Raw genomic sequence first — 21,408 nt, forward strand, 5'->3', positions numbered from 1 at the left:
CGGTGGCGCTCCCGACATTCCAAGCTGAAGCCAGTCGTTTAATCCGAAGCGCCATGACGCCTTATCTCAATCCGCGCATGATTGAAATGAATATATCATGTTGATTATAGGTTGTACCGGTGCCAAACTCCGATGCCCTGATCACCGTCCATTTTTGCTAAAGCTTTCCTCACGCTCGTAGTTTTGAAAGCAGCTGTCCGACTGGCACTCCTGTTTCGGAGAGAAAAAAGTGGCCTTGAGTAAAGTTTTCAGTCTCGACGATCCGGCGGCCTGTCAGGCGGTTTTCCCTTCTGCCGATGTCCAGCTATTTCCGACAGGAAAGGGGAATTTCCATGCCGGGATCACGCAAGTCGGCATGACCCGCATTTGGACGCATCGAATTCACATATCGCTGCCCCAGATTAATACTGTCGCAGCTAAGCCCGGCCGCAAATCGGTTGGCTTTCTTACCGAATGTAATTCATCATCTTTGCTGGACTGTGGCCTGGAAGTTCGGCACGGCGACATCGTCATCAACAGGTCCGATGTCGTACACCAACGATCGGACGCGAACTTTCATTATGGCACGGTGTCCCTTCCGACAGACGATCTCGCCGCTGCTGCGGACTCAATGCTCGGTCGTTGCCTGCCGGAGACATCTCACAAGTCCATTGTCCGCCCGCCTTCTGCGTTGATGTCTCGACTGTTAGACCTGCACAAGATCATCGGGCAGCTCGCTCGCCATACCCCGGACATTCTGGAGCTCCCGGAGGTGACGCGGGCGCTGGAGACTGAGTTAACTCGTCTCCTGGTGAGCTGCCTCGCCGAAGGCCATGGCCTGGAGTTGACCACAACTCATTGCCGTCAGGAGAGTATGCTCAGCCGTTTCGTGGAATTCCTAAAGGCAAATCCCGACCAGCCGCTCTATATAACCGATATTTGCGCCGCCCTCGGCGTCGCGGAGCGAACACTTCGCGCCTCCTGCGAAAAGCATCTCGGCATGGGACCCATCCACTATCTGAATTTGCGTCGAATGCACATGGTGCGGCGGGCGCTTCGGCATTCGGACCCGTCCAAGGCTACCGTCACGAAGATCGTGACCGACCATGGCTTTTGGGAACTTGGGCGTTTCTCGGTTGCGTATCGCACGCTGTTTGGAGAGCTGCCGTCCGCGACATTGCGGCAGCCAAAGTACAACGCCGCCATGGTCTCTTGTCCCTCGCAGCCGCTTCCATCTCCGCTGAACGTTGGACGATCTGCCTGACTGACGGTGCACTGCATCAATCCGAATGGCGGCGGCGCGAAGTGGACGTTTGCCGGCCGCGCGCATGTCGGTAGTACTGACCGAAGCGGCTCCCGTTTCACCCGCGACATTCTGGTCAGACCAAGATCGTCTTCATCCGGCAGACTTTAACGTTCGCTACGACGCGCCCAATTCAAGCCGCATTTGAAAAGCCGATTGTTGTTTGCGAGATACACAAGCTGTGGGCGTCGAGGTGTAGGCTTGGGTTGCAAGTTGGAAGTCATTCGCAGGCAACATCGTAGCGCGATCGCGAGAAGCTCTTCTGTTCTGGAAGATCAGAGCGACGGGGATGGAGAAATGCAATGAAGAAGACTTTATTGGCTGCGGTCGGGCTAGGAGCATTGATGATGGCAGCTCCCGCGTCGGCCGCTGATCTGGCTGCTCGTCCTTACACCAAGGCGCCACCCATGGTGGCTCCCGTCTACGACTGGACCGGCTTCTACATCGGCGCGAATGCCGGGTATGGATGGAGCAATCGGTGCAACGACGTTACCGCGATCAATGGCGTTGGCGTCCTTGACGCCGAAGGTTGCCGCAATGCGGGCGGTGGCGTTGTCGGTGGCCAGATCGGTTATCGATGGCAGTCCGCCAACTTTGTGTTCGGGCTGGAAGCACAGGGCGACTGGGCCAATCTCCGAAACTCGAATGACAGCCTGTTCTTTCCAGGAAATACCTGGACCTCGAAGACCAATGCTTTGGGTCTTTTCACAGGTCAGGTCGGTTATGCCTGGAACAACGTTCTTTGGTACGTGAAGGGTGGCGCTGCAGTCGCTAACCAACGGTGGGATCTCTTCAATACGGCGACTGGCGTTGGCATCAATCAGGCAGAGCGGACACGTTGGGGCGGCACGGTCGGAACCGGCATTGAGTACGGCTTCACACCGAATTGGTCGGTCGCCCTTGAATACGACTATCTCTTCAGGGTCAGCAATAGCACCACGTTCCTGACGCCCGCGCTGGCACCTGCCGTGACCTCGATCACCGCTAATACGAGATCGGATGTCAATCTGATCACAGCTCGCATCAACTACCGCTTCGGAGGTCCGTCGGCCTCGAGATACTGATCTCGTCCCTAGAGACTTCTAGAACGCCGGCGCGACCGCCGGCCTTCTAGAAGTATGCCCGCGTCGGCACGCTGCGCCCGCGCCCTCGTCGAGGAGCCACAGAACATGCTGTCGGCTGCAACATAAGATTTCCGGAGAGTGCTTCATTAGACTCTTGAGTTGCCGAATAACAAATGCGACGCCGTCGTTTCATATCCACACTCTATCTTTGCTAAAAGATCAGAGCGTCGCGTCAATCGGTTCAATCCGCCGCACAAGGGGACATGAAGCCCAGCCCCCTGATGGGGGCTTCTGACCCACAACGATAATTGCCTCCACCCGACGCTATTCCACATCTAGTCCAAGTTCGCGGACCACACGCTTCTCGCTTTCTACCGTCTTCAAGGCGTAGTTTCGATAGGCTTCGCTGCTCAAGTACCAAAGGTTCTGATCGAGGCGGGCAAGGACGTCCAGAAACGATGGCTCTGACATTCCTGCGCGAAATGCATCGTGCAGGTTGCTGACGATACTTTCATCCATTCCCTTGGGGCCCGCTATTCCAAACGGCCCGCTCGCGACCAGATTGATTCCTAAGTCCTTCAATATCGGCACTTCGGGCCAATTCTTCGTGCGAGCCTCGCCGAAGAATACCAGTTGTTTGAATTGGCCGGCATTCACTTGCGGGGCCCATCCGGTCGAGTCCGCTATCGCGTGGATATGCCCGCCGAGCAGTGCATTGATCGCGTCGGCTATGCCCTTGAAAGGCACGCTGATCCATTCAATATTTTGCTGTTTCGCGATTTGACGCATAACCGTGTTGGGCAGGCTGTTAGGAGAGGTTATCCCATAATTGATCTGGCCCGATTTTGCTTTTGCGTCTGCTAGGAATTCTAGAAATGTTCGCCAGGGCGCATCGCTCCTCACCGCGACGCCAAAGGTGTAAGCACTTACGCCGATGATATAGCTGAAGTCGGTAGCCGGATCGTAGCTTGTCCGACGAATTGCGGAATCGCGGAACATGACGAACGGAATTTGCGAAACGGTGTAGCCGTCCGGCTTGGCAGTCGCAGCCATCATCGCCGGCCCCAATGTGCCGCCTGCGCCGACGCGGTTCTCGATCACGATCGGCTGTCCCAGATGCTTTTCGCTCGCGGAAGCAAGGGCGCGGAGCACGACATCAGTCGTGCCGCCGGCCGAGAACGGGACGATCAATGTTACCGGGCGCGTCGGGAAGACCTGTGCTGCCCCTGATCGGTCCGATATCGCAACTAGTGCAGCTCCCGACGCGGCACACAAGAATTGGCGGCGCGAATTCAACGACTTACCTCCACCTAACTGCCTGACAAAGCATTCGAAAATTACGCAGATCACCAAGGCGGCCGCTTGCGCTTTCCGAAAATGGGCATTGTGGTGCCAAGACACCTTCAGCATAATTGATCAATTGCAGAGTGGAAACCCGGCCATTCCCTCGGCTCATGGAGGATAAAAATGCCTTCGAGCAATTTCCTGACCTTTTCCGATCCGCTGCCTTATCAGGCCGCTCTTTGGATTTCAGATATTGAAATCGTCCCGACGGACAAAGGTAAATTCCACGCCGAGTTGACGCAAATCAACTTGGATAAAATTTGGATGCAACGCGGCCATGAAAACCTGCCGCAGGTGGTGGCTGGAAAGGTCACGCCCATCCGCAAAGCTATCACGTTTCTGACCAAGGAGCAGGATATGATATACTGCGGCCAGTCTGTCCTGCCTGGAAGCATTATCGTTCACAGGACCGACTCGCAGCACCGACGTAATGCCGCAAACCGAAATTGGGGGTCGATGTCCCTGGCGCACGACGACTTCCACGCCGCCTGCAAGGTCATCACAGGTTGCGACATTCAGGATGAGTCATTGGCATTGGTTGTGAGACCTGATCCCGACCTCACCTCGCGCTTATTACATGTGCATGCGACCGTCGAGATGATAGCGAAAACGTCTCCCGGCATTTTTGTTATGCCAGAGGTAGTTCGGTCTCTGGAACAACAATTGATTCATCTTATGATCCGATGCCTGGCCGACAGCGTCTCTCTTTCGATGAGCGCCGGTAGTTGGCGTCACGACCGTATCATAGCGCGATTTGAGGAATTCCTCGAAGCCAACTCAGATCAACCGGTCTATCTGGCAGAAATTTGCGCAGCACTGGGAGTTGCGGAGCGCACTCTTCGGGCTGCCTGCGAGGAGCACCTGGGAATGGGTCCGATCCGCTACCTGACCCTTCGCAGAATGCACCTTGTACGTCGCGCACTCTTGCGGGCTGATCCGTTGAAGGCCACCGTTACCCAGATTGCAACGGATTACGGCTTCTGGGAACTGGGTCGCTTTTCGGTAGCATACCGTGTCTTGTTCGGAGAATTGCCGTCGGAATCGTTGCGAATGCCCGCGGTTGAGCGGTCCAGGCTTGTGGACCGCCCGTCATCTCTGGCCGATTTCGTTGACCGGCATTGATCCGCAAAGTTGCTCATACCAATGGTTTGTGCGGTCTCGGCAGCTTTGATCGGAGCATCCTTCCGAGACTCGCCTCGAGCCTCCTGGATAGGCACCCTCGAAGGACCCTTCTCGGTCAAATCGCGCTCAATGTTTGAGGAAGCGCCTTTGGCGACATTGATACGGCCGTCAGTCGACCGATGGTTTTTGGATCGCGCAAAGCCGCCCTAACCACCGGTGCCGGTAAACAGCGGCTCGTACGCCGCGACTGTCGCCCGTCCTCAGGACCAGTATGCAAAATCGGCAGTGTATGAGAATTGCAGGCAGCCACCGCAATTGCATAGTCGAGGCGACATCATCGTGGCAAGGTCAGCGGAACAACACGTCATCGAGAACGCATCGAGTCAGCATTTGGTTAGATCTATCAAATCAATTGCAGAAGGGCCCTAAATGCGAGAGGCAAGCCTGACCGCGGTGCGGTGCCACGAACTCGCGAAAGCACTGCTTGAACAGGCTGCTTGCTTACCGCATGTGTCGGAGAGGCGAAGTCTATTGCAACAGCGACAGGCTACCCCTCCTTTCCGACACTAAAGAGTAGACCGGACATGACGAATATCTGGGGAGCGAAACTTGAACTGGAGGAAACAAGAATGCTTATTTCGGCACGGCCCGTCTCGAGACTTGTCTATGTCGCTCTCGTCGCGCTGCTTGTATCCGTTGCTTCGGCTTACGCTCAACAAACGACAGGGCAGCTATTGATATTGTCGGGATTCAGTCCCGTTGCCGCCACGACACCCGATATGGTGTCACGATTGACGACGTTTCCTGCACACCAATTCGTTTCGCGGAATAAGCAAGGTCGCACGTACTACGTCTATGCGGACCTTTCGGGATGTACCTGCGCTTATGTCGGAGAAAGGGCAGCGATGGATAAATATCGCACCAGTTTTGCGGCTTTGCCGGCAGACACGCTATTACCCGGCTCGTCCGGCGGTTTTACGAACCCCGAGCAGAACATGATCAACAGCATGGAAGAGGATGAGGCGGGAGCCGACGTATTCGCTCCCCGTTATTGAACTTGGGATCTTGAGCGAACCAAATTCGATAAATCAGCGCGACATCCGCTTACAAATGGGTCTCATCGTAGCATCAATGGGGATACAGTTTGTACTGGTTAGCCTGAAGGCAATGTTTGAAACATAAGTCACTGCGGACGGCGGAATTGCGAATGCCATGCTTAGTGCCTGGCACTAGCACTCCAAGGTTCATCGTGATATTCATCTCAAAGGGCTAAAACATGCAATGTAGCAAGCCATCATTCCTCACCGTCTGTGTACTCGCCGCAGCGTTCTTCCCATTGGGTTCAGGAACACTCGATGCGCGCGACGCCCCCGCCACTATCGCGGGGGCTCAGATCGGCAAGCAGCAATGCATAAACACCTGTCGTGCACGTTATCGCGACTGTCGTCGCCTGAATCAGTTGCCATCGTTCGAATGCCGGGGTGTTTACCGGGACTGCACCCGATACGCCTGTACTGGTTTAGGACCAGGATGACCGACGTGTCTTTTTCAAGTTCAAGCGGCAACGCGAGCCCGACGTTTTCATTCCTCCAAGACCGCTGACCGCGTCGACGATCTGACGGAATGATGGTTTTTGAAGATGTTTGCCGAAAGTCACTTTCCCGTTCTGCTGGTCTTGTCGGTGGCCGTTGCCGGACCATTGCTTGCCGAACTTCCGGTGGGATTTCGCATTCCTGCGGTGGTCCTCGAAGTCGTGTTGGGCATCATCATTGGTCCTCAGATGCTGGGGCTGGTGCACTTCGACGGCATCGTGGCTTCGATGTTCGCGTTCGGAATGGCCGGAACCCTGTTCATGGCAGGCATGGAACTCGAGTTCGAAAGAATTCGTGGTCGACCCTTGTGGCTGGCGGTTGTCGGGTGGGGAATGTCGGTCGCGCTTGGGCTTTCTGCCGCAGCCGGGCTTCATGCAAGTTCGCTCCATGACCCGATGATTGTGGCGTTAGCGCTGGCGACAACCGCCTTGGGCACGTTGCTGCCGATCTTGCGCGACGCCGATCAACTCGACACGCGCTTCGGACGACTTTTTATCGCTGCAGGTACGATGGGCGAGCTGGGGCCGATTGTGGCGATGTCGTTGCTCCTTAGCCAGCAGTACACCACCTTGCAGGAGTTTGGCTTCCTGATGGTTTTCCTCGCGGTCGTGGTTCTAACGGCCGCAGTCAGCTTCGGACTACGGCCACCGCGCGTATTGGCGCTTCTGGGCCGCTCGATGCATGCGAGTTCGCAGCTCCCGGTACGTGTGACCTTGCTCTTGTTCGCCGCTTTTTTCGTACTTTCGGAGAGATTTGGGTTCGAAAGCATTCTGGGCACGTTTGCCGCGGGAATGGTGGTAGGATTGGCGACCCAAGGAGCGGAAGGCAAAGCGCCGCGGATGAAGATTGATGCCATCTTCTTTGGATGGTTCATTCCGTTCTTTTTTGTCGGTACCGGCATTAAATTCGATCTCGCATCGATAACAGGCGGCACCTTCACGATGTTGTTGGTCCCGATTTGCCTTGCGCTCTTTTTGCTCGTGCGCGGCGCCCCCGTGTTTCTGTATCGCAGCGATCTAACGACCGCAGAGCGCACTTCCTTTGCGCTCTACAGTTCAGTCGCCTCGCTTTCGTTGGTGGTGGTCATCACAGAGATTGGCGTCCGAGCGAAGACCATGAGCCCTCTGATGGCTTCAGTGCTCGTGGGCGCCGCCGTTCTGTCCTTACTGCTGTTTCCAACGATTGCGGGGTACCTTCTTCGTCAACACCAGAGCCGGTCTGGGTGAACAGGGCCCGGAAATCTAGATCAGATGCGAATGACCCGAAGGGAAAATCCGTCGCTCAATAATCTTGCCATTTTTGCATAGCGCCATACTTCACTTGCCATCATGCTGTTCGTGGTTTGGCGACGGAGGCAAAAATGAAACTGTCAATCGCGTTGTCGGCGTCGCTAATAATTGTGTTCTTGGCTGGAAGCACTAGAACGGGCAGTGCCGTGGTTTATTGCCAACACGCCGGTTATCCTGCCTATTGCGTCGTACGACCAGCGATCGTAGTGGCACCAAGCCATGAGCCTCGCAAAATCCCACCCTCAATCGATACTCGCCCGAGCGGCCTTATTAGGCAGGACTTATTCGATCGAAGCAACCCGAACAACCTGCGGTCGGATTGGCCCAGCCCATCTGCTCAACCGGGCCAGTTCTGAAAAACGCCTGCGGCGCGGTCGCGGCCTTTCGTCTGAGTTTGACTTGCCCCACCAGTGCGCCCGATGCAGTGGCATGTCTTAGGAATACACCGGAAGGTCCCGAACTCAGCTCTGGGTCAATCGCGTCGGATTGCCCAAGTGCTTTCGAACACCCCATCAAACCTTCAATCAAAGCGCCAACTGTGCACCACCAAAGCCGAGGAATGCACTGGCCTACAACATTGCAAATAGTCTTATTCAAACTGCTTGAATTCGAGGCATAGCGTCACCTTCCGGCGTGGCGCCAGCAATTCCCCTGCTGGCCCTTTTGAGGGATGCCGACGGGCCCCATTATGTCTGGTTGTGGGGTTAGACCAGACGTGAGCTGCACCTGTCAAAACGACGCGATTGACCCGCAGCGTACGCGGGCACATTTCAACAAGTCAAGGAAGAGCCCTCATTGATGCCTGCTAGCGCGCCGTTTTTGCATAGTCCTCCGTCGAAACTCCGCGTAAAGGTGCGTGGCGGAGGCGCAGGTCTGATTAATCGCGATTGGATCACACCAGCCGTGAGGAAGGGAAGAGAATGTCACATCGAACCGTTCTGGCACTCGCTGCCTCCGCCATTTTCGGCATGGGATTCATGTTGACTGTTTCAGACGAGGCGTCCGCACGCGGTGCTGGTGGTTTTCGCGCCGGTGGCTTCCGCGCCGGTGGCTTCCGCGCAGGTGGAGTTCACGCTGGTGGCTTTCGGGCAGGCGGCGTTCGGGCAGTTGGCGTACGTGGTGGTGTCTACCACGGTGGTGTCTACCGCGGTGGCTTCTACCGCCCGGGTGTGGCGGTGGGCGTCGGTGCTGCTGCGGTCGGTGCTGCTGCGGTCGGCGCCGCCGCCGCGGGTGCTTACTACGGCTCAGGTTACCCCGGCTACTATGGCGCTGCCGCCCCGATCGCTTGTGGATACGGCTACTATTATTATCCACCCTACAACCGCTGCGTACCGACGCCGTAGTCGTGGCACTTCAGGCAGCCATCCGGAGAAGCCGATTCGGATCGACATGGAGAAAAACTGCAAGCAGATATGCGCTTTCGAATAGCGCGTACAAAATGTATCGCATCACGTGAGATATCCATGGACCGCCTGGTCACAATCGTTCTGAACAACTGGATCACAGGGATCGAATACCGCGAGTCCAAGAATCCCGGTCTCGCCGCATCGGCTTCAAACATGAACTGAGCCCGAACCAGGTTATCACGAGAGCAGGCTACAAATTCTGACGATCATGGATCGCAGTACCAGTGATTAATTTTCAGAAACGGAAAGTTCAGTCATGTTGAAATGCATTATTGCGCTGGTCCTTTTTACGCTCGCTGCCGCCGCTTCTCCAGCGCGCGCCCAGGGTCCACCGACGACCAGTGCCGGCACGCTCACTTGCCAGATGGCGCCTTCGATCGGCTTGATTTTCGGATCGCGACAGCGGATGGCCTGCCGCTTCGCTCCGAACGGATCATATCCACCAGAGGCCTATGTCGGCGTAATGGGCACGATCGGTCTTGATATCGGCGTCACCGCAGGCGGTGTTCTGGCATGGGGCGTTTTGGCTCCGACGGCAGGTCCCATGCGAGGAAAATTGGCTGGTACCTATGTCGGCGCGAGCGGCGCTATAGGGGTCGGCGTCGGCGTGGGCGCCAATTTTCTGTTAGGAGGATCCAACCGTTCGATCGCGTTGCAACCGCTCTCGGTTGAAGGCTCCGTCGGGATTAATCTGTCTGTTGGAGTTTCCAGTCTCACGCTTGCTCTGGCCCAGTAAGGACAACTGCGAACAACACCGATCAACCGGTGTTAACCCAGCTGCTCGGTTCCGAGCCAATCATCAGAGGATGTTCGATGAAGTTCACATTGCGCTTGCTGACCAAGGTCGGGGTGCCCTTGTTGGCCATACTGTCAATCAGCTCCGTTTCGGCGCAGTCCAGCATCGGAAAAACGATTCTTGAAAAGCTGGCCGTGAAGGTCTCGAAACTCGAGAGCGTCTGCGCCAAAGACATCAAGAAGTACTGCACCACGGTGACGCCCGGCGAAGGACGAATGGTCTACTGCATGCAGGCCCATGAAGACAAAATAAGTATCAAATGCGCCTTCGAACTGGGAGATGCTGCGGCGAACGTGCAAACCACGGCTGACGCCCTCAAGGACGGTGTTACCGCATGCAAAGCGGAGATAGCTAGTGTGTGCGGGAAGATCGTACCGGGCCAGGGGCGCATCGCCACGTGCTTGCTCGACAACAAATCTACGGTTTCGGGCGGCTGCGCGGAAGCCATCAAGAAGATCGAGGCCATGGCCGCTCAATAGCAACACACAGACCGTCCAAACCTCAAGAAACACAGTTTTGAGCACGGTAGGATTTGATAATGATACCGTTGACGCCAAGACGCGCAACTATCCGGATATGGCCCAGATTCCGGGCGGCACCTTCGCATGGGATCGGACGAGCATTATCCCGAAGAAGCCCCGTCCATCGCGTTACCGTCAGTTCGTTCCTAATCAACCGCACGCCCGTCGCGAACCGGCAATTCAAGGCGTTCATCAAGGCAACCGGTCACGCAAGCCTCGCAGATCAATTCGCGACGAGGGGCAAGCGGCGTAGGGTAGCAGAAGGCATTTCTCCGAAGACATTGCGATAGTTTACCGAGAAGCGGCCGAGTTCAACGAATTGATGGTTTCTGGCGATCTCTGCGACACTTGTCGTCTCCGGATCGGCGCGCAGCAATGCAGAGCGAGCCATATTCAACCGTCGCAGTACCCAATAGCGGCTAGGGCTTGTGCCCAGAAATTCATTGCAGCACATCCGCAGAGTTCTCTCGGGCACACCGAGTGCAGCGCAAAGTGCTGATATGTTGAGCTGCCGGTCGGTATGAATGGCCAAAGCATCCTCGAACCGCACCATGATTTCCGCATGATGCCGACGGGTTTCTGAATGATCCTCTGCACCGTCGACCGTAAGGCAATTAATCAGGGCATGCAGCAATTCCTGCTCCAAAGATCGCACGACTTCCGGATTCGTAATCAATTCAAGACGCGTTTCTGCAAGACGGCAGGCATTCGAGTGAAGTCGCAGCAGGCGAGATGCGACGACGCTCGACGGCCTCAGCACACGACTGAATGTCGGGGCTGACATTTTCGAACCGGTCAACTTCGATCCGCAAAACGATAGCTGCTCGGACGGCAATGAGATAAGGCCCCACTTACCTTCGCCGGGCGTCCATTGGTGCGTTCGCTCGCCGCGACTATGGAAAACGATGTCGCCAAACTGCAACTTAAGCCCGCTCCATATCAAGGGCGCCGTGCTGGTTGGAAATACAACAACTACCCGCTCCGGCGGCAGCGACACAAAGGCGATACTCGGCAAATTCGCGGATCCGCGAAGCACACGCAGATCGTGCAAGTTCAACCAGGTCAGGCGAGCCTTGAATTCGCCGCCGTGGGTGACGACGAAGCGCACACTCGCACCTTCGCTGCTCAGACCGCCAATGCCGGCCTGATAGAAATCCGGGTCGGAAAATGTGGCTGTCCCGTTTTCCGCCATCCACTTCCTCCTGCTGGAAGCGCAAATGCATTTGCGAAACGCGATCATTAAACAGGTAGGATGCACGACCAGGCTTCCTTCTCGCTATGCAATTTCGGAAGCCGAAACGCAAAAACGCAGGTCATTTTGTCGCTCCGGAGAGTGCGAACATGCCTATGCTCGCTCGACGCAAATTTTGAGGCTCCTCGTATTCGATGTCCTTGCCGTTTTTGCATAGGCTGGTGCCGTCCTTTGCAACATGATGGCCGCAAGACCAACCAGGTGACGGCGCCTGCCGCCGTGCGGTTGCGTCGATTTCGACCGCGTACGGACGTTGGAGGCGACACATTGAGCCAAACTAAGAAGCCTCCTCCAGTTCGTGCGCTGGGACAAATCGTCGAGAGTGGCATGATCCGCGGCTTTGGTTGTTTGAGAGCGGCCTTGAGTAAAAGCTGCTAGGGTTCGCGGGAAGTAACCCCGGGGAGTGGCAATGGATTCGTCGTTTGGGATCTTGGACGCCTTTGCATTTTTGGTCTTCGCCATTCTGATCTTTGTCACAGTGGCGATCATCGTCAGTTTGGGGAAATTACCTGGTCAACTCGCGAGGAAATGGCGGCATCCGCAGGCTGCCGCGATCAACGCTGCGGGCTGGATCGGAATCGCGACGGGCGGCCTGCTTTGGCCTATCGCGTTTATTTGGGCGTTTATGACGACGCCAGAAAGCCACGCCTCTGACGCGAACCCCCGCCCATGATTGCAATATTGATCATAGTCTATACCGCCGTCATCCTTGTTCTGTTCAAGATGATGCATATCCGGCCGACGGCCAATATCATTGCCAGCATGATCGTTGTCGGCGTGTTCATGATTGGCGGCGTCGTGGTGGTCTGGACACAGGCCGCTCCGATCACTGACAAGATGGTGACCAGCCAATACGTGGTACAGCTCGTCCCTTACGTGAAGGGACAGGTCAAAGCGATTCATGCCCAGCCAAACCAGCGCTTGAAGAAGGGTGATTTGCTGCTGGAGATTGATCCCGCGCCGTACCAATATACGGTCAACCAGGTCGAGGCGCAGTTGGCGACGTCGAGGGCCAACGTAAAACAAGCCGAAGCCGCGCTGGTAACCGCAACTGCCACTGTCCCAAGCGCACAGGCCAATCTCGTCAAGGTCAAGGCGGCCGACGAGTTAGCGAAGACGCAAGAGCAAGTCGCCCTCAACATCCAACGCCAGGACAAAGCCGCTATCAGCGTGCTCAACGTGGCCAAAGCGACGCAGGAACGCGAAGAGGCGGACGCCGCCGTTCAGCAAGGCGAAGCCGCCCTTGCGCAAGCGCAGGCTTCTGCGCAACAGGCCGAAGCCGCCGTGCGCACGGCCAAAAGCAACGTTCCGGCCGTCGAAGCACAATTGGATGAAGCGCGCTTTAACCTGACGCAATGCAAGATGACGGCGCCCGATGACGGCTACGTCACAAACTGGCAGGTTCAGATCGGAACGATGCTGGTGCCGATGCCTCTTGCCGCCGCTGGAACGTTCGTCAATGTGTCCGATACCGCCGTCGCCGCCGTGTTCCCACAGAACTGGCTCTCGAACGTCGAACCGGGCGACGACGTCGAGATGGTACTTAATCCATACCCGGGCCGCCTTTTCCTGGGGAAAGTGGACTACGTCATTCCGGCCACTGGAGGCGGTCAATTCACAACGAGCGGGACCATCCCGAACGCCGCACGAATTGGATCCGACGGCCTTTACGCCGTGCGGATCAATTTCAGCGACGAGGCTGTAGCCCATAAGCTTGCGCTGGGTTCGGGTGGATCGGCTGCCATTTACACGCGGAAGGGCAAGGCTACCCACGTCATTTCAAAGGTCACCATCCGGATGAAGAAATGGCTGCTGTACGTCATGCCTTCGGTGGAAAAGCCGCCATCGTAACCTGCAACCCAACAATAAATGGGTGTATACGAGCTAAGCATTGCGTGGGGAGAAAGCCTTGGAGGCGTCGTATCAGACACCGTTTGGGCGACGATGCATTATCGGCGCCGTTCTCTGGCCCTCATTTCGGTGGATGCGTGCGGCTGCGCTTCTCCTGCCTACCGTGTCATGTACGATTGGGCCCAACTTTACAGCGCCTTTCGCTCCGCTCGCCGACAATTTTCGTGACGTAGATAATCGCTCCGTCAAGGCGGGCCCCCTCGAGTACGTACACTGGTGGGAAGGCTTTCGCGATCCAACCCTCAACAAGCTGATCCAGATCGCCTACGGTCAGAACCTGACGCTGCAGAGCGCAGGCACGCGGGTGCTTCAGGCACGTGCGGTATTGGGGATAGCCATTGGCATAAGCTATCCCCAGGTGCAGCAGGGAGTGGGATCGGTAGCCTACAACCGAAGCAGCGCAGCGACGCCGCTGGCAGGGCCAAATGCGACACCTTCGTATTTTTGGACCGATACATTGGCTGCACAGGCAGCGTGGGAGCTGGACTTCTGGGGTAAATTTCGCCGCGGCGTCGAATCGGCCGATAGTGTGTATCTGGCGTCGATCGCGAGCTACGACAGCGTTTTGGTCTCGCTGCTGGCCGATGTGACCGCGACTTACATCGGCATTCGCACGACGGAGCAGTTGATCGGTATCGCGCGTGCCAATGTTCAACGGCAGGAACAGGCACTTCGCATCGCGAAGGCAAAATTCTCCGGCGGCGGGACGTCCGAACTTGACGTCTTTCAGGCGACAAATGTTCTGGAACAGACGCGGGCGGCGATTCCCCAATTGACGATCCAAAAGCAGCAGGGCGAAAACGCTCTTTGCATCCTGCTCGGCGTTCCGCCGCAGTCGCTCGGCATGTTGCTGTCACGAACAGTCGGCAGGATTCCGTCGCCGCCCGCTTCCGTCGTGGTTGGCATACCCGCGGACTTGTTGCGCCGGAGGCCGGACGTCCGCGCCGCCGAGCTCGCCGCTCTGGCGCAGAGCGCACAGATCGGAATCGCCACGACGCAACTCTATCCCGCCATCAGCATTACGGGCACTTTCGGCGGCTCGGCCAGCACCGCCAACGGCCACAACCTTGGTCAAGTGGTCGGTTGGAAGGGTGTGGCCTATGCCGCGGGCCCGTCGTTCCAGTGGAATCTCCTGAACTACGGGCAAATTACCAACAACATTCGTTTGCAGGATGCCAAGCTGCAGCAGTTGCTGATCGACTATCAGAACACCGTGTTGAGCGCACAACAGGAAGTTGACAACGGGCTTGTGACATATGTGAAATCACGAAGCCAGGCCGCCTATCTCCGTCGCAGCGTCGAGGCGGCGAATGGCGCCCTCAGGATCGGGCTGGAGCAATACGAGCAAGGGGGGACGTCATTCACCACGGTGCTGACCGCAGAACAAAATCTCTTTCAGGCCCAGAACGGCCTGGCCGGGGCCTCGGCCAACGTTTCGCTTGGCCTAACCGCTGTTTTTCGGGCGCTTGGCGGTGGATGGCAGATACGAGAAGGCAACAATTTCGTGAGCCCGGCAACGGTCGACCAGATGCGAGCGCGAACCGACTGGGGCAGCTTGCTTCCGCCGCCGAACGCACCACAACCGCCTGATCCCGGCCTCCCGGGCCCAGAGGACATCGGGCCCACAGTCCGGCCGCCGGAATGGTGAGCGCCCAAAGGGCACGAGCACCCAATGGTACGATCGGTATCGTTCGATTTTCAACCGGGCGCTAGATCCCGTAACGTCGGCATATAACTCTGAGCCTGGAAACGCATCCAGTACAGGGACTTGCTCCAGACGGGGTCGCCTCAACCTCGATGCCCATCACATATTCGCCCGGACCGCACTGAGAGCTCGATTTTCCCGGCTTTGCGCTTGTCCATGGTCCCTGCGTGACACCGGGTGGGTTCGCCATCGGCACGGTTGTCTGCGCGAACACGGCGGAGTTCGACGCGATCATGGCAACGACCAAGGTTGCGAATTTCATCAGCACACCTTTTTGCCTATCTGCGGTTTGGTATCTCGACTAAGGGCCCAAATTCGCTCGACACCAAGCTTGGCCGCGTTGACTGGCTACCGCCAGACTGTCCGCAAGCCGTGGCCGACCCTCAACCATATTACGTCGCCAACGCTGCCATCCGCTTCCGTGCTCCAGCCACTGATCATGAACACGGGTGGTAGAGCCGTCTTCAACTCCGGGACGGCAGCATCGGACGCCAACAATTGAAACGCGGGCGAGAAGGCAGCAACCGCCGCACCGGCAACGAAGACCCGACGATCGACAATCATGCGGCTGCCCCTTTTCCGGTCTGCAGTGACGTCTTGGCAAACTGTGAATATTGGAAAGCGCGTGAGCTTCCCCAGCGCTTTGTCGCTCTTGCATGAAGTTGCGCCGCGGCTTCGCTCTCGCCTGCTTCACGAGCAATAGCGTAAGTCTGCTCAAATGCACGAAGCGTGGGGCGGTTCGCGAGATTGATTTGCGCCAGTTCGAGTGCGCGCAGGGGATCACAACCGCTGCCTATGTAAAATTCGGCGCCGTGATCGGCGAACGCCAACAGATGCTTTTCCAGCAGTCTTTCGAACCCGGATCGAGCGGTCTCCAGATGCGACGCCGCCTCGTCAAATCGGCCCTCAGCGTTCAGCACATCGGCCAGTCTCCACGACGCTTCCGGGTCGCCGCCGGCGAGCGCCAGCCCGAGCATCGCCTCCGCCTCGCCTGCCCGCCCCGTGGCCGAACAGATTTCAGCAAGATGTACCCGCGCTCGCACATAACAAGGCAAACTGACAACCGCTTTGCGATACCAGTGCTCGGCGCGTGACGGCTGCGGTTCCGGAACGAGTTCGCCCCAAAGCATGCCCAGCTGAAAACTAACCCAGGCGACCGGGAACGGCGAAACATCCTGGTATTCTCGCAAGGCCAGTCGATAGATTTCGTCGGCGTCGCTAAAGTCGCCCAAATCGGCCAACAGCGCACCTAGTGCAATGCGGTCTTCAAATCGACCGGATTCCGCAACCACGCTGCGCCGCTCGTCCAACACTTCCTCAAGGTTCGTTCCGCAGGCCTGATCCACGCTCAACAAGATACGCTTTACGTCCCCATGCGGCGCTCCGCCAAGACTTGCTTGTGCGAGGTGGTGTCTTGCGTCCGAAAAACGATGTAGCGCAGAGGCGATTTGTGCCTCGATCACCATCATACGCGGCGAGGACGCGTGCAGCTGGCCGAGTTGTTCGCCAAATGCTTCCAAACGATCGAGGGCCGATAGGTCGCTGGCAAATTGTGCTGTCAGCTGCTCGTGTTCGAGCACTATTTCGGCGGCGTTTTGGCGTTGCGGATCCTGATAAAAACGACTCCAGGACCGCAACCGCGCGCTATTCAAGTTCGCAACGGCGATCTCGCCGTCGGTCGTCTGGAAACACTCGCCATCGAGCATTGCGGCATCAATCATTGTCACCTCAGAAGCGGGACTTAAGGCTGTCCAGTCCGGCCTTGAAAAGTGTCGACACGATCGTTTTCACAAGAATAGTGCCCTGCCCGTTCGGCAGGAACTGGGCGCGCCATTCCACCAAACTGCCAGCACCGTTGGGCTTGACCGAAAGCATTCCGGTGTAGTTTGCCACCGGCAGTCCGGCGATATTGGTATAGCGATAGAACCGGCCTGCGCTGTCGATCTCGTCGAGACGTTCGATGATCTGCTTGCCATCGATCGTTTCGATCGTTCGTAATTGACCTAGACCAGTTCCGGTCAAGCGAATTTCTGCGATCAGGGGATGCCAATAGCCACCAAACTGACCAATCAGCTCCCAGACCTTGTCGGGCGTTGCGCTGACATCGACGGTCTCCATCACCGTTTGCAAGTCGAGATTCGGCGCCGCGAGGTACGGAAAGCTTTTGGTTCCAGGCTTCGTTGCCTTCGTTGTCCCACCTTCCAGAAATTCGCGGTCGCGATTCACGATCCACGTCAGCAGCACATCAATGACATCCGAATCGACCGTACGCCCCCCGCCCGTCTGATAGGCTTTGCCATTGATCGTGCTTCGCTCGATTTCCAGATGGCCGGCGTCGGTGATCGGCTTTGCAACATCAATCAGCAGAAAGTCGTCAACGAACATATTGGCGTTCACGGCCAGTGCGGACGGAGTCCAGTCCTGCTTGCCGTCGCGCATATCCCATTCGGCCAGGCTGTCCTTCATTCGCTGAAGAAAGACAGGCCGGAGCTTTTCGTCGATCGCGAACGGGGTCTGCTGGTTCCAGAGATCGCGGATATCGTCAGCCCCCTTCAGTCCACCATTGTTCAAGCGGATATTGGTCTGCTCGGGACGACCAACCCAGTCGATGCGCGGCGGCTCATGACCCACAAAGGCGCCCGGCCGCGGAATCGGCGTCGTTTCGGCGATCACCGCGAACAACGATCCTTTGCCGGGATCAAGTACGCGCTGCGTGTCAAACTCGACAACAATGCTCAGCACGTTGTCGTTAAGAAGCAGATTTTGAAACTTCTTCAGCCCGGCGGGAATGAGCCATGCAAGGATAAACGGATCGGAGCGCATCCCCGCGTACACGCGGTATGCCCCATCCGGCGTGGACATCCCCTTCTCATCGCCGACAACGAACCGAAGTTTCTGGCCGTCGGGAGAGGTCATTGTGCCGCGCTGGAGAGGCCTGCCGCCTGCCGCATTGCGTTCAAGGCCGTCGAACCGACAGGAAAAGCGTATTTCCGGGTCAGCCGTCTCGAATTTGGTGGCTTCGCCGATGCCGGCCACCTTCGCACGACGAACGACGATCGAATGATCGATCGCGTTAGAGAAGATTGCATCGACCCCGCATGTCGGAAAAACATTTGCGGCGAGCACGGTCCGGGATGGATTCTCCGGGCTCGTGAACGCGAATAAATCGGTCAGGTCAGCCGACGGGTCCCCAATCTGTCTTGGCCCGTCGATATGATCGGACATCGCTCCACTCCATCAATATTTGCGCGTCTCGACCACACCCTCTAGCCGAAACCGTCATGCTTAACCGAGGGCCCGGCTATTTTTGAGGAAGCTGACCTTCTGATGGACCGCCGAACGGAGTTACGCGTCCGGGCGTCTCCGGAATGGATTTCAGATATTCGACAAGCGCCCAGCGTTGCTCATCCTTTAGCAGCGGACCGATGACGCCACTGCCGCGCGGTCCTTCCTCAAAGGAATGACCCGAATTTGAGTTTCCTAGCAGCGTGGTATCCATCAGATAACCGGAACTTTGCGTTGTAACTAAGCCAACTTTGACGGGATCAAACTCCTGTCCACGATGAAATTTCTTCGTTCGCTCTTTGGCCGGAATCAGCATCTCGTAAAGATTAGGAACGGACCCGTTGTGCATGAAGGGCGGGGTTGCCCACACCCCATCTCGCGGAGCCGCCTTGTAGACCAGGTCGGGAATTGGCTGCAGCGGCGTCTCCCGATAACCGTGGAGATTCGCAGCTTGCTCTTCGGTCAGCTTCAGCTTTTCGATTGCCTTGTCGCGAACCGCGCCTTGAAGCAACACGAGAAAGTCCTTGGTGGGCAGAATCGGTTTGTTCCGGAACTCTCCAGGAAGATACTTGGCAAGTTCGCCGGTAAGCGCGAAGGGTCGCAAGACCTCGGACTGCGTGCGATCCGTACCTACGTATGTTTGCGGCGTAGTTCCGACAAGGACGAAGCGCTTGCCGTACTTGTTGGGCTCGGTCCAGCGATAGGGCCAGGCATTGTGACAACTGGCGCAGTACTCCGTAAACAAGGCTTTGCCTGCCTTCGCTTTGTCGCGGTCGATTTTGCCGAACAGGTCCTCTGGCCAACTTGGAGGCGCTAGGCGCGACAACAGGTTCTCGACTCGCTGAAGATCGAGAACGGCGCCATTTGAATCAAACAGCCCTTCGGCGGGGGTTTTGGATGACAGATCAATGGGCATATACACGCCCTCCGTCTCTCCAAAATTGCGATGAATTGGATCTTGCTGAAAGGCGGCCCACTGTGTCCATAACCCCTGCGGTGCATTCCAGAGGAAGGGGGGTTTGACTGGCGCCGAGCCAGAGGACCAGTTCTCAGGAAGTTCGGGCAGCGTTGATGTAACGCGGTCAGCAATCATGGTAAGGGCGTCCATCCTGCCAGGTCCCCAGGGTGAGAGAGTCACCGACGTTCGGGTGGCATACTGGTGAACCCGCGCGGCGTCGGGCTCCATTCGTTTGCGCAAGCTGGCCTTTGCGTCCGCGCTTGAGGCGCCTATCCGCGCCGCCAAGCGGTCAAATTTGGCTGGATCGCTCAAGGTAGCTTGCATCGATTCATCCAGGCTTCGGATCAGCCCCTGAAGATTGACCGTTGTAGAAGCTCCTCCTTCGATGCGAATGTGTTTGCCCTCGTAGGACAGCTGCGCCTCGTGACAGGCCGCGCAAGTCAGGCCGGCGTACTCCCCGGCAGGCCAGCCTTTGATTGGGGTCGCAACCGTTGTCTTGCTGATGCCGATCGGCACAGCATCCTTGTTATTCCAGTTTGCGGCCTGCGGCATCAACCCGAAAGCTCTGCTGTTCGCATCCGAGCGGAATAATTCCTGGCTGCCAGCTACTTCCAGGTTCAGGAAAACGTCATACCAAATGATCGCCGAACCCTGTGAGAAGTTATAGTACCACTCCCGATCCTCCTGCGACCACGCTTGATTGAGGAAGATGACGCGCTCCGTTGGCGCCTGTTGGGCACTTGCCGACAAGACCGCAGACAGCGCAAGCAACGATCCAATGCCCAGCTTTCGTATCGCCTTATTCATCACAGCGCTCCGCATTCATGGTTGACGCGCACAAATTGCTTAGATCCGGCAGAGATCTGCCCCGGCAAAGGAAGCAGGGATTGAGGACTCGTGATTTCCAATACTGAGGGAAATCCTGCAGCGCGACTATGCAAATTCGGCACATACCGCTGTTAGAGTCCAGACCGGGCGCACTCCTTTTGTCAGGACCGCGGTCTTCTCTCGATCTGCCGAAATTGCATAGCAATAGCTGCGATATTCAACCAATCTTTGCCGCCGGCGAAGCTTGGAGAATGCGTATCACCTCCTCTCTCTCCGCACATTGCCCGAGAGGCTCAGCCATGCGCTTTTCTTGTCGCCCCGTGGATGTCTCGTTCTTTGACACCGCACCCCTGCGTTTCAAGAATGTGGTCGAACTGAATGCTTCTCCCGCCAGGGTTTTTTCCATTTTTGAGGATGGAGAAGCCTGGCCTCAATGGTTTCGCGCAATCCGCAAGGTGGCATGGACCAGCAATAAGCCGTACGGCGTCGGTACGACCCGGACCGCATGGCTTGCGCCGGTCACCCTCGACGAGCACTTCTTCCGATGGGAGCAGGACCGCCGTTGTTCGTTCTACGTGACCGGGCAATCCATGCCGATGGCCCATGCCCTCGCCGAGGATTACCTGTTGGAGGACTCCACGCCAGGCAACACCCGATTCACCTACAGCGTGGCGCTTGAGCCGCGCCTCATGGTCGCCATGGGTGGCCCCATTTCGCGAATGTACTTCGACTCGATGTTCAAGAGCGCGTGCAAAAACCTGCAGAGTTACGTCCTGAAAGCCTGAAACTAGGTAAAACCTGGTGTGGGGCGTCTCAATCAAGGCATCAGCAGCGTGAGCCTTTGGGAAATGGGGTCTCCCGTGAAGCATCTGGGTCATGCACTCTCACAGCACCGTGCGATTTCGGCTCGATCTCGGTCGGTTCGAGGAGGCGACCAACATCTGGGGCTACCGAAGTTGCATAGCGGAAGCGGGAGGCTTCGGCCAACCTTCGACCGGCAGGAAAGGTCGCAATCGCGCGGCACTTGTGTCTGCCCGCACTCCTGCGTGCGCG

The 21,408-nt window shown here is 57.1% G+C and carries 18 protein-coding genes; 13 read left to right on the forward strand and 5 right to left on the reverse strand.

Annotation, left to right across the window (positions count from 1 at the left end):
- The first annotated feature begins 229 nt into the window (after positions 1-229).
- The gene (locus tag ABIA90_RS41935) at positions 230-1,243 is read left to right on the forward strand and encodes an AraC family transcriptional regulator (protein ID WP_354121708.1); all 1,014 of its coding nucleotides are present in this window, start codon (positions 230-232) and stop codon (positions 1,241-1,243) included.
- 341 nt (positions 1,244-1,584) lie between these two features.
- Positions 1,585-2,346 carry an outer membrane protein gene (locus tag ABIA90_RS41940; RefSeq protein ID WP_354116807.1) on the forward strand — a complete coding sequence of 254 codons (762 nt, stop codon included), beginning with the start codon at positions 1,585-1,587 and terminating at the stop codon, positions 2,344-2,346.
- 324 nt (positions 2,347-2,670) lie between these two features.
- On the opposite strand, the gene ABIA90_RS41945 is transcribed toward ABIA90_RS41940, so the two are convergent.
- On the reverse strand, positions 2,671-3,756 hold the full coding sequence (locus ABIA90_RS41945) for a Bug family tripartite tricarboxylate transporter substrate binding protein (RefSeq protein WP_354121709.1): 1,086 nt from the start codon (positions 3,754-3,756) through the stop codon (positions 2,671-2,673).
- A gap of 57 nt (positions 3,757-3,813) precedes the next feature.
- Here ABIA90_RS41945 and ABIA90_RS41950 point away from each other — a divergent pair, with 57 nt between their 5' ends.
- The 7 genes from ABIA90_RS41950 (at position 3,814) to ABIA90_RS45655 (ending at position 10,706) form a co-directional block, all read left to right on the forward strand.
- Positions 3,814-4,812: an AraC family transcriptional regulator gene (locus ABIA90_RS41950; RefSeq protein WP_354116809.1), complete on the forward strand. Its 999-nt coding sequence runs from the start codon at positions 3,814-3,816 to the stop codon at positions 4,810-4,812.
- Between the two features lie 584 nt (positions 4,813-5,396).
- On the forward strand, positions 5,397-5,867 hold the full coding sequence (locus ABIA90_RS41955; RefSeq protein WP_354116810.1) for a hypothetical protein: 471 nt from the start codon (positions 5,397-5,399) through the stop codon (positions 5,865-5,867).
- Positions 5,868-6,451: 584 nt separating this feature from the next.
- Positions 6,452-7,630 carry a cation:proton antiporter gene (locus ABIA90_RS41960; RefSeq protein WP_354116811.1) on the forward strand — a complete coding sequence of 393 codons (1,179 nt, stop codon included), beginning with the start codon at positions 6,452-6,454 and terminating at the stop codon, positions 7,628-7,630.
- Between the two features lie 983 nt (positions 7,631-8,613).
- Positions 8,614-9,036 carry a hypothetical protein gene (locus ABIA90_RS41965; RefSeq protein ID WP_354121710.1) on the forward strand — a complete coding sequence of 141 codons (423 nt, stop codon included), beginning with the start codon at positions 8,614-8,616 and terminating at the stop codon, positions 9,034-9,036.
- 319 nt (positions 9,037-9,355) lie between these two features.
- The gene (locus ABIA90_RS41970) at positions 9,356-9,835 is read left to right on the forward strand and encodes a DUF992 domain-containing protein (protein WP_354116515.1); all 480 of its coding nucleotides are present in this window, start codon (positions 9,356-9,358) and stop codon (positions 9,833-9,835) included.
- Positions 9,836-9,912: 77 nt separating this feature from the next.
- Positions 9,913-10,374, forward strand: a complete 462-nt coding sequence (locus tag ABIA90_RS41975; RefSeq protein ID WP_354116514.1) for a cysteine rich repeat-containing protein — start codon at positions 9,913-9,915, stop codon at positions 10,372-10,374.
- A 59-nt stretch (positions 10,375-10,433) separates the two neighbouring features.
- Complete coding sequence (locus ABIA90_RS45655; RefSeq protein WP_502916678.1) at positions 10,434-10,706, forward strand: SUMF1/EgtB/PvdO family nonheme iron enzyme; 273 nt, start codon at positions 10,434-10,436, stop codon at positions 10,704-10,706.
- On the opposite strand, the gene ABIA90_RS41985 is transcribed toward ABIA90_RS45655, so the two are convergent.
- Positions 10,640-11,608: an AraC family transcriptional regulator gene (locus ABIA90_RS41985; RefSeq protein WP_354116513.1), complete on the reverse strand. Its 969-nt coding sequence runs from the start codon at positions 11,606-11,608 to the stop codon at positions 10,640-10,642. The two genes, ABIA90_RS45655 and ABIA90_RS41985, sit on opposite strands and share 67 nt — an antisense overlap.
- A gap of 469 nt (positions 11,609-12,077) precedes the next feature.
- Between ABIA90_RS41985 and ABIA90_RS41990 the strand changes: the two genes are divergently transcribed.
- From ABIA90_RS41990 to ABIA90_RS42000, 3 genes are read left to right on the forward strand one after another with little or no spacing between them, the layout of a single operon-like run.
- Positions 12,078-12,341, forward strand: a complete 264-nt coding sequence (locus ABIA90_RS41990; protein WP_354116512.1) for a DUF3302 domain-containing protein — start codon at positions 12,078-12,080, stop codon at positions 12,339-12,341.
- On the forward strand, positions 12,338-13,519 hold the full coding sequence (locus ABIA90_RS41995; protein ID WP_354116511.1) for an HlyD family secretion protein: 1,182 nt from the start codon (positions 12,338-12,340) through the stop codon (positions 13,517-13,519). The genes ABIA90_RS41990 and ABIA90_RS41995 overlap by 4 nt, the downstream gene beginning before the upstream one ends.
- Positions 13,520-13,577: 58 nt before the next feature.
- Positions 13,578-15,227, forward strand: coding sequence for an efflux transporter outer membrane subunit (locus ABIA90_RS42000; protein WP_354116510.1), 1,650 nt, complete (start codon positions 13,578-13,580; stop codon positions 15,225-15,227).
- A 617-nt stretch (positions 15,228-15,844) separates the two neighbouring features.
- Here the strand turns inward: ABIA90_RS42000 and ABIA90_RS42005 are convergent.
- The 3 genes from ABIA90_RS42005 to ABIA90_RS42015 form a co-directional block, all read right to left on the reverse strand.
- On the reverse strand, positions 15,845-17,005 hold the full coding sequence (locus ABIA90_RS42005) for a tetratricopeptide repeat protein (protein WP_354116509.1): 1,161 nt from the start codon (positions 17,003-17,005) through the stop codon (positions 15,845-15,847).
- Positions 17,006-17,012: 7 nt separating this feature from the next.
- A complete protein-coding gene (locus ABIA90_RS42010; RefSeq protein WP_354116508.1) occupies positions 17,013-18,509 on the reverse strand; it encodes a DUF4331 family protein in 1,497 nt (498 codons plus the stop codon).
- 76 nt (positions 18,510-18,585) lie between these two features.
- Positions 18,586-20,334 (reverse strand): di-heme-cytochrome C peroxidase, encoded by a 1,749-nt coding sequence (locus ABIA90_RS42015; protein ID WP_354116507.1) that lies wholly within the window; start codon positions 20,332-20,334, stop codon positions 18,586-18,588.
- Positions 20,335-20,654: 320 nt separating this feature from the next.
- On the opposite strand from ABIA90_RS42015, the gene ABIA90_RS42020 reads away from it, so the two are divergent.
- Positions 20,655-21,140, forward strand: coding sequence for an SRPBCC family protein (locus tag ABIA90_RS42020; protein ID WP_354121712.1), 486 nt, complete (start codon positions 20,655-20,657; stop codon positions 21,138-21,140).
- Positions 21,141-21,408: the final 268 nt, after the last annotated feature.

It is taken from the genome of Bradyrhizobium sp. LA6.8 (assembly GCF_040547935.1).
GTDB classification, from domain to species: Bacteria; Pseudomonadota; Alphaproteobacteria; order Rhizobiales; family Xanthobacteraceae; genus Bradyrhizobium; species Bradyrhizobium barranii.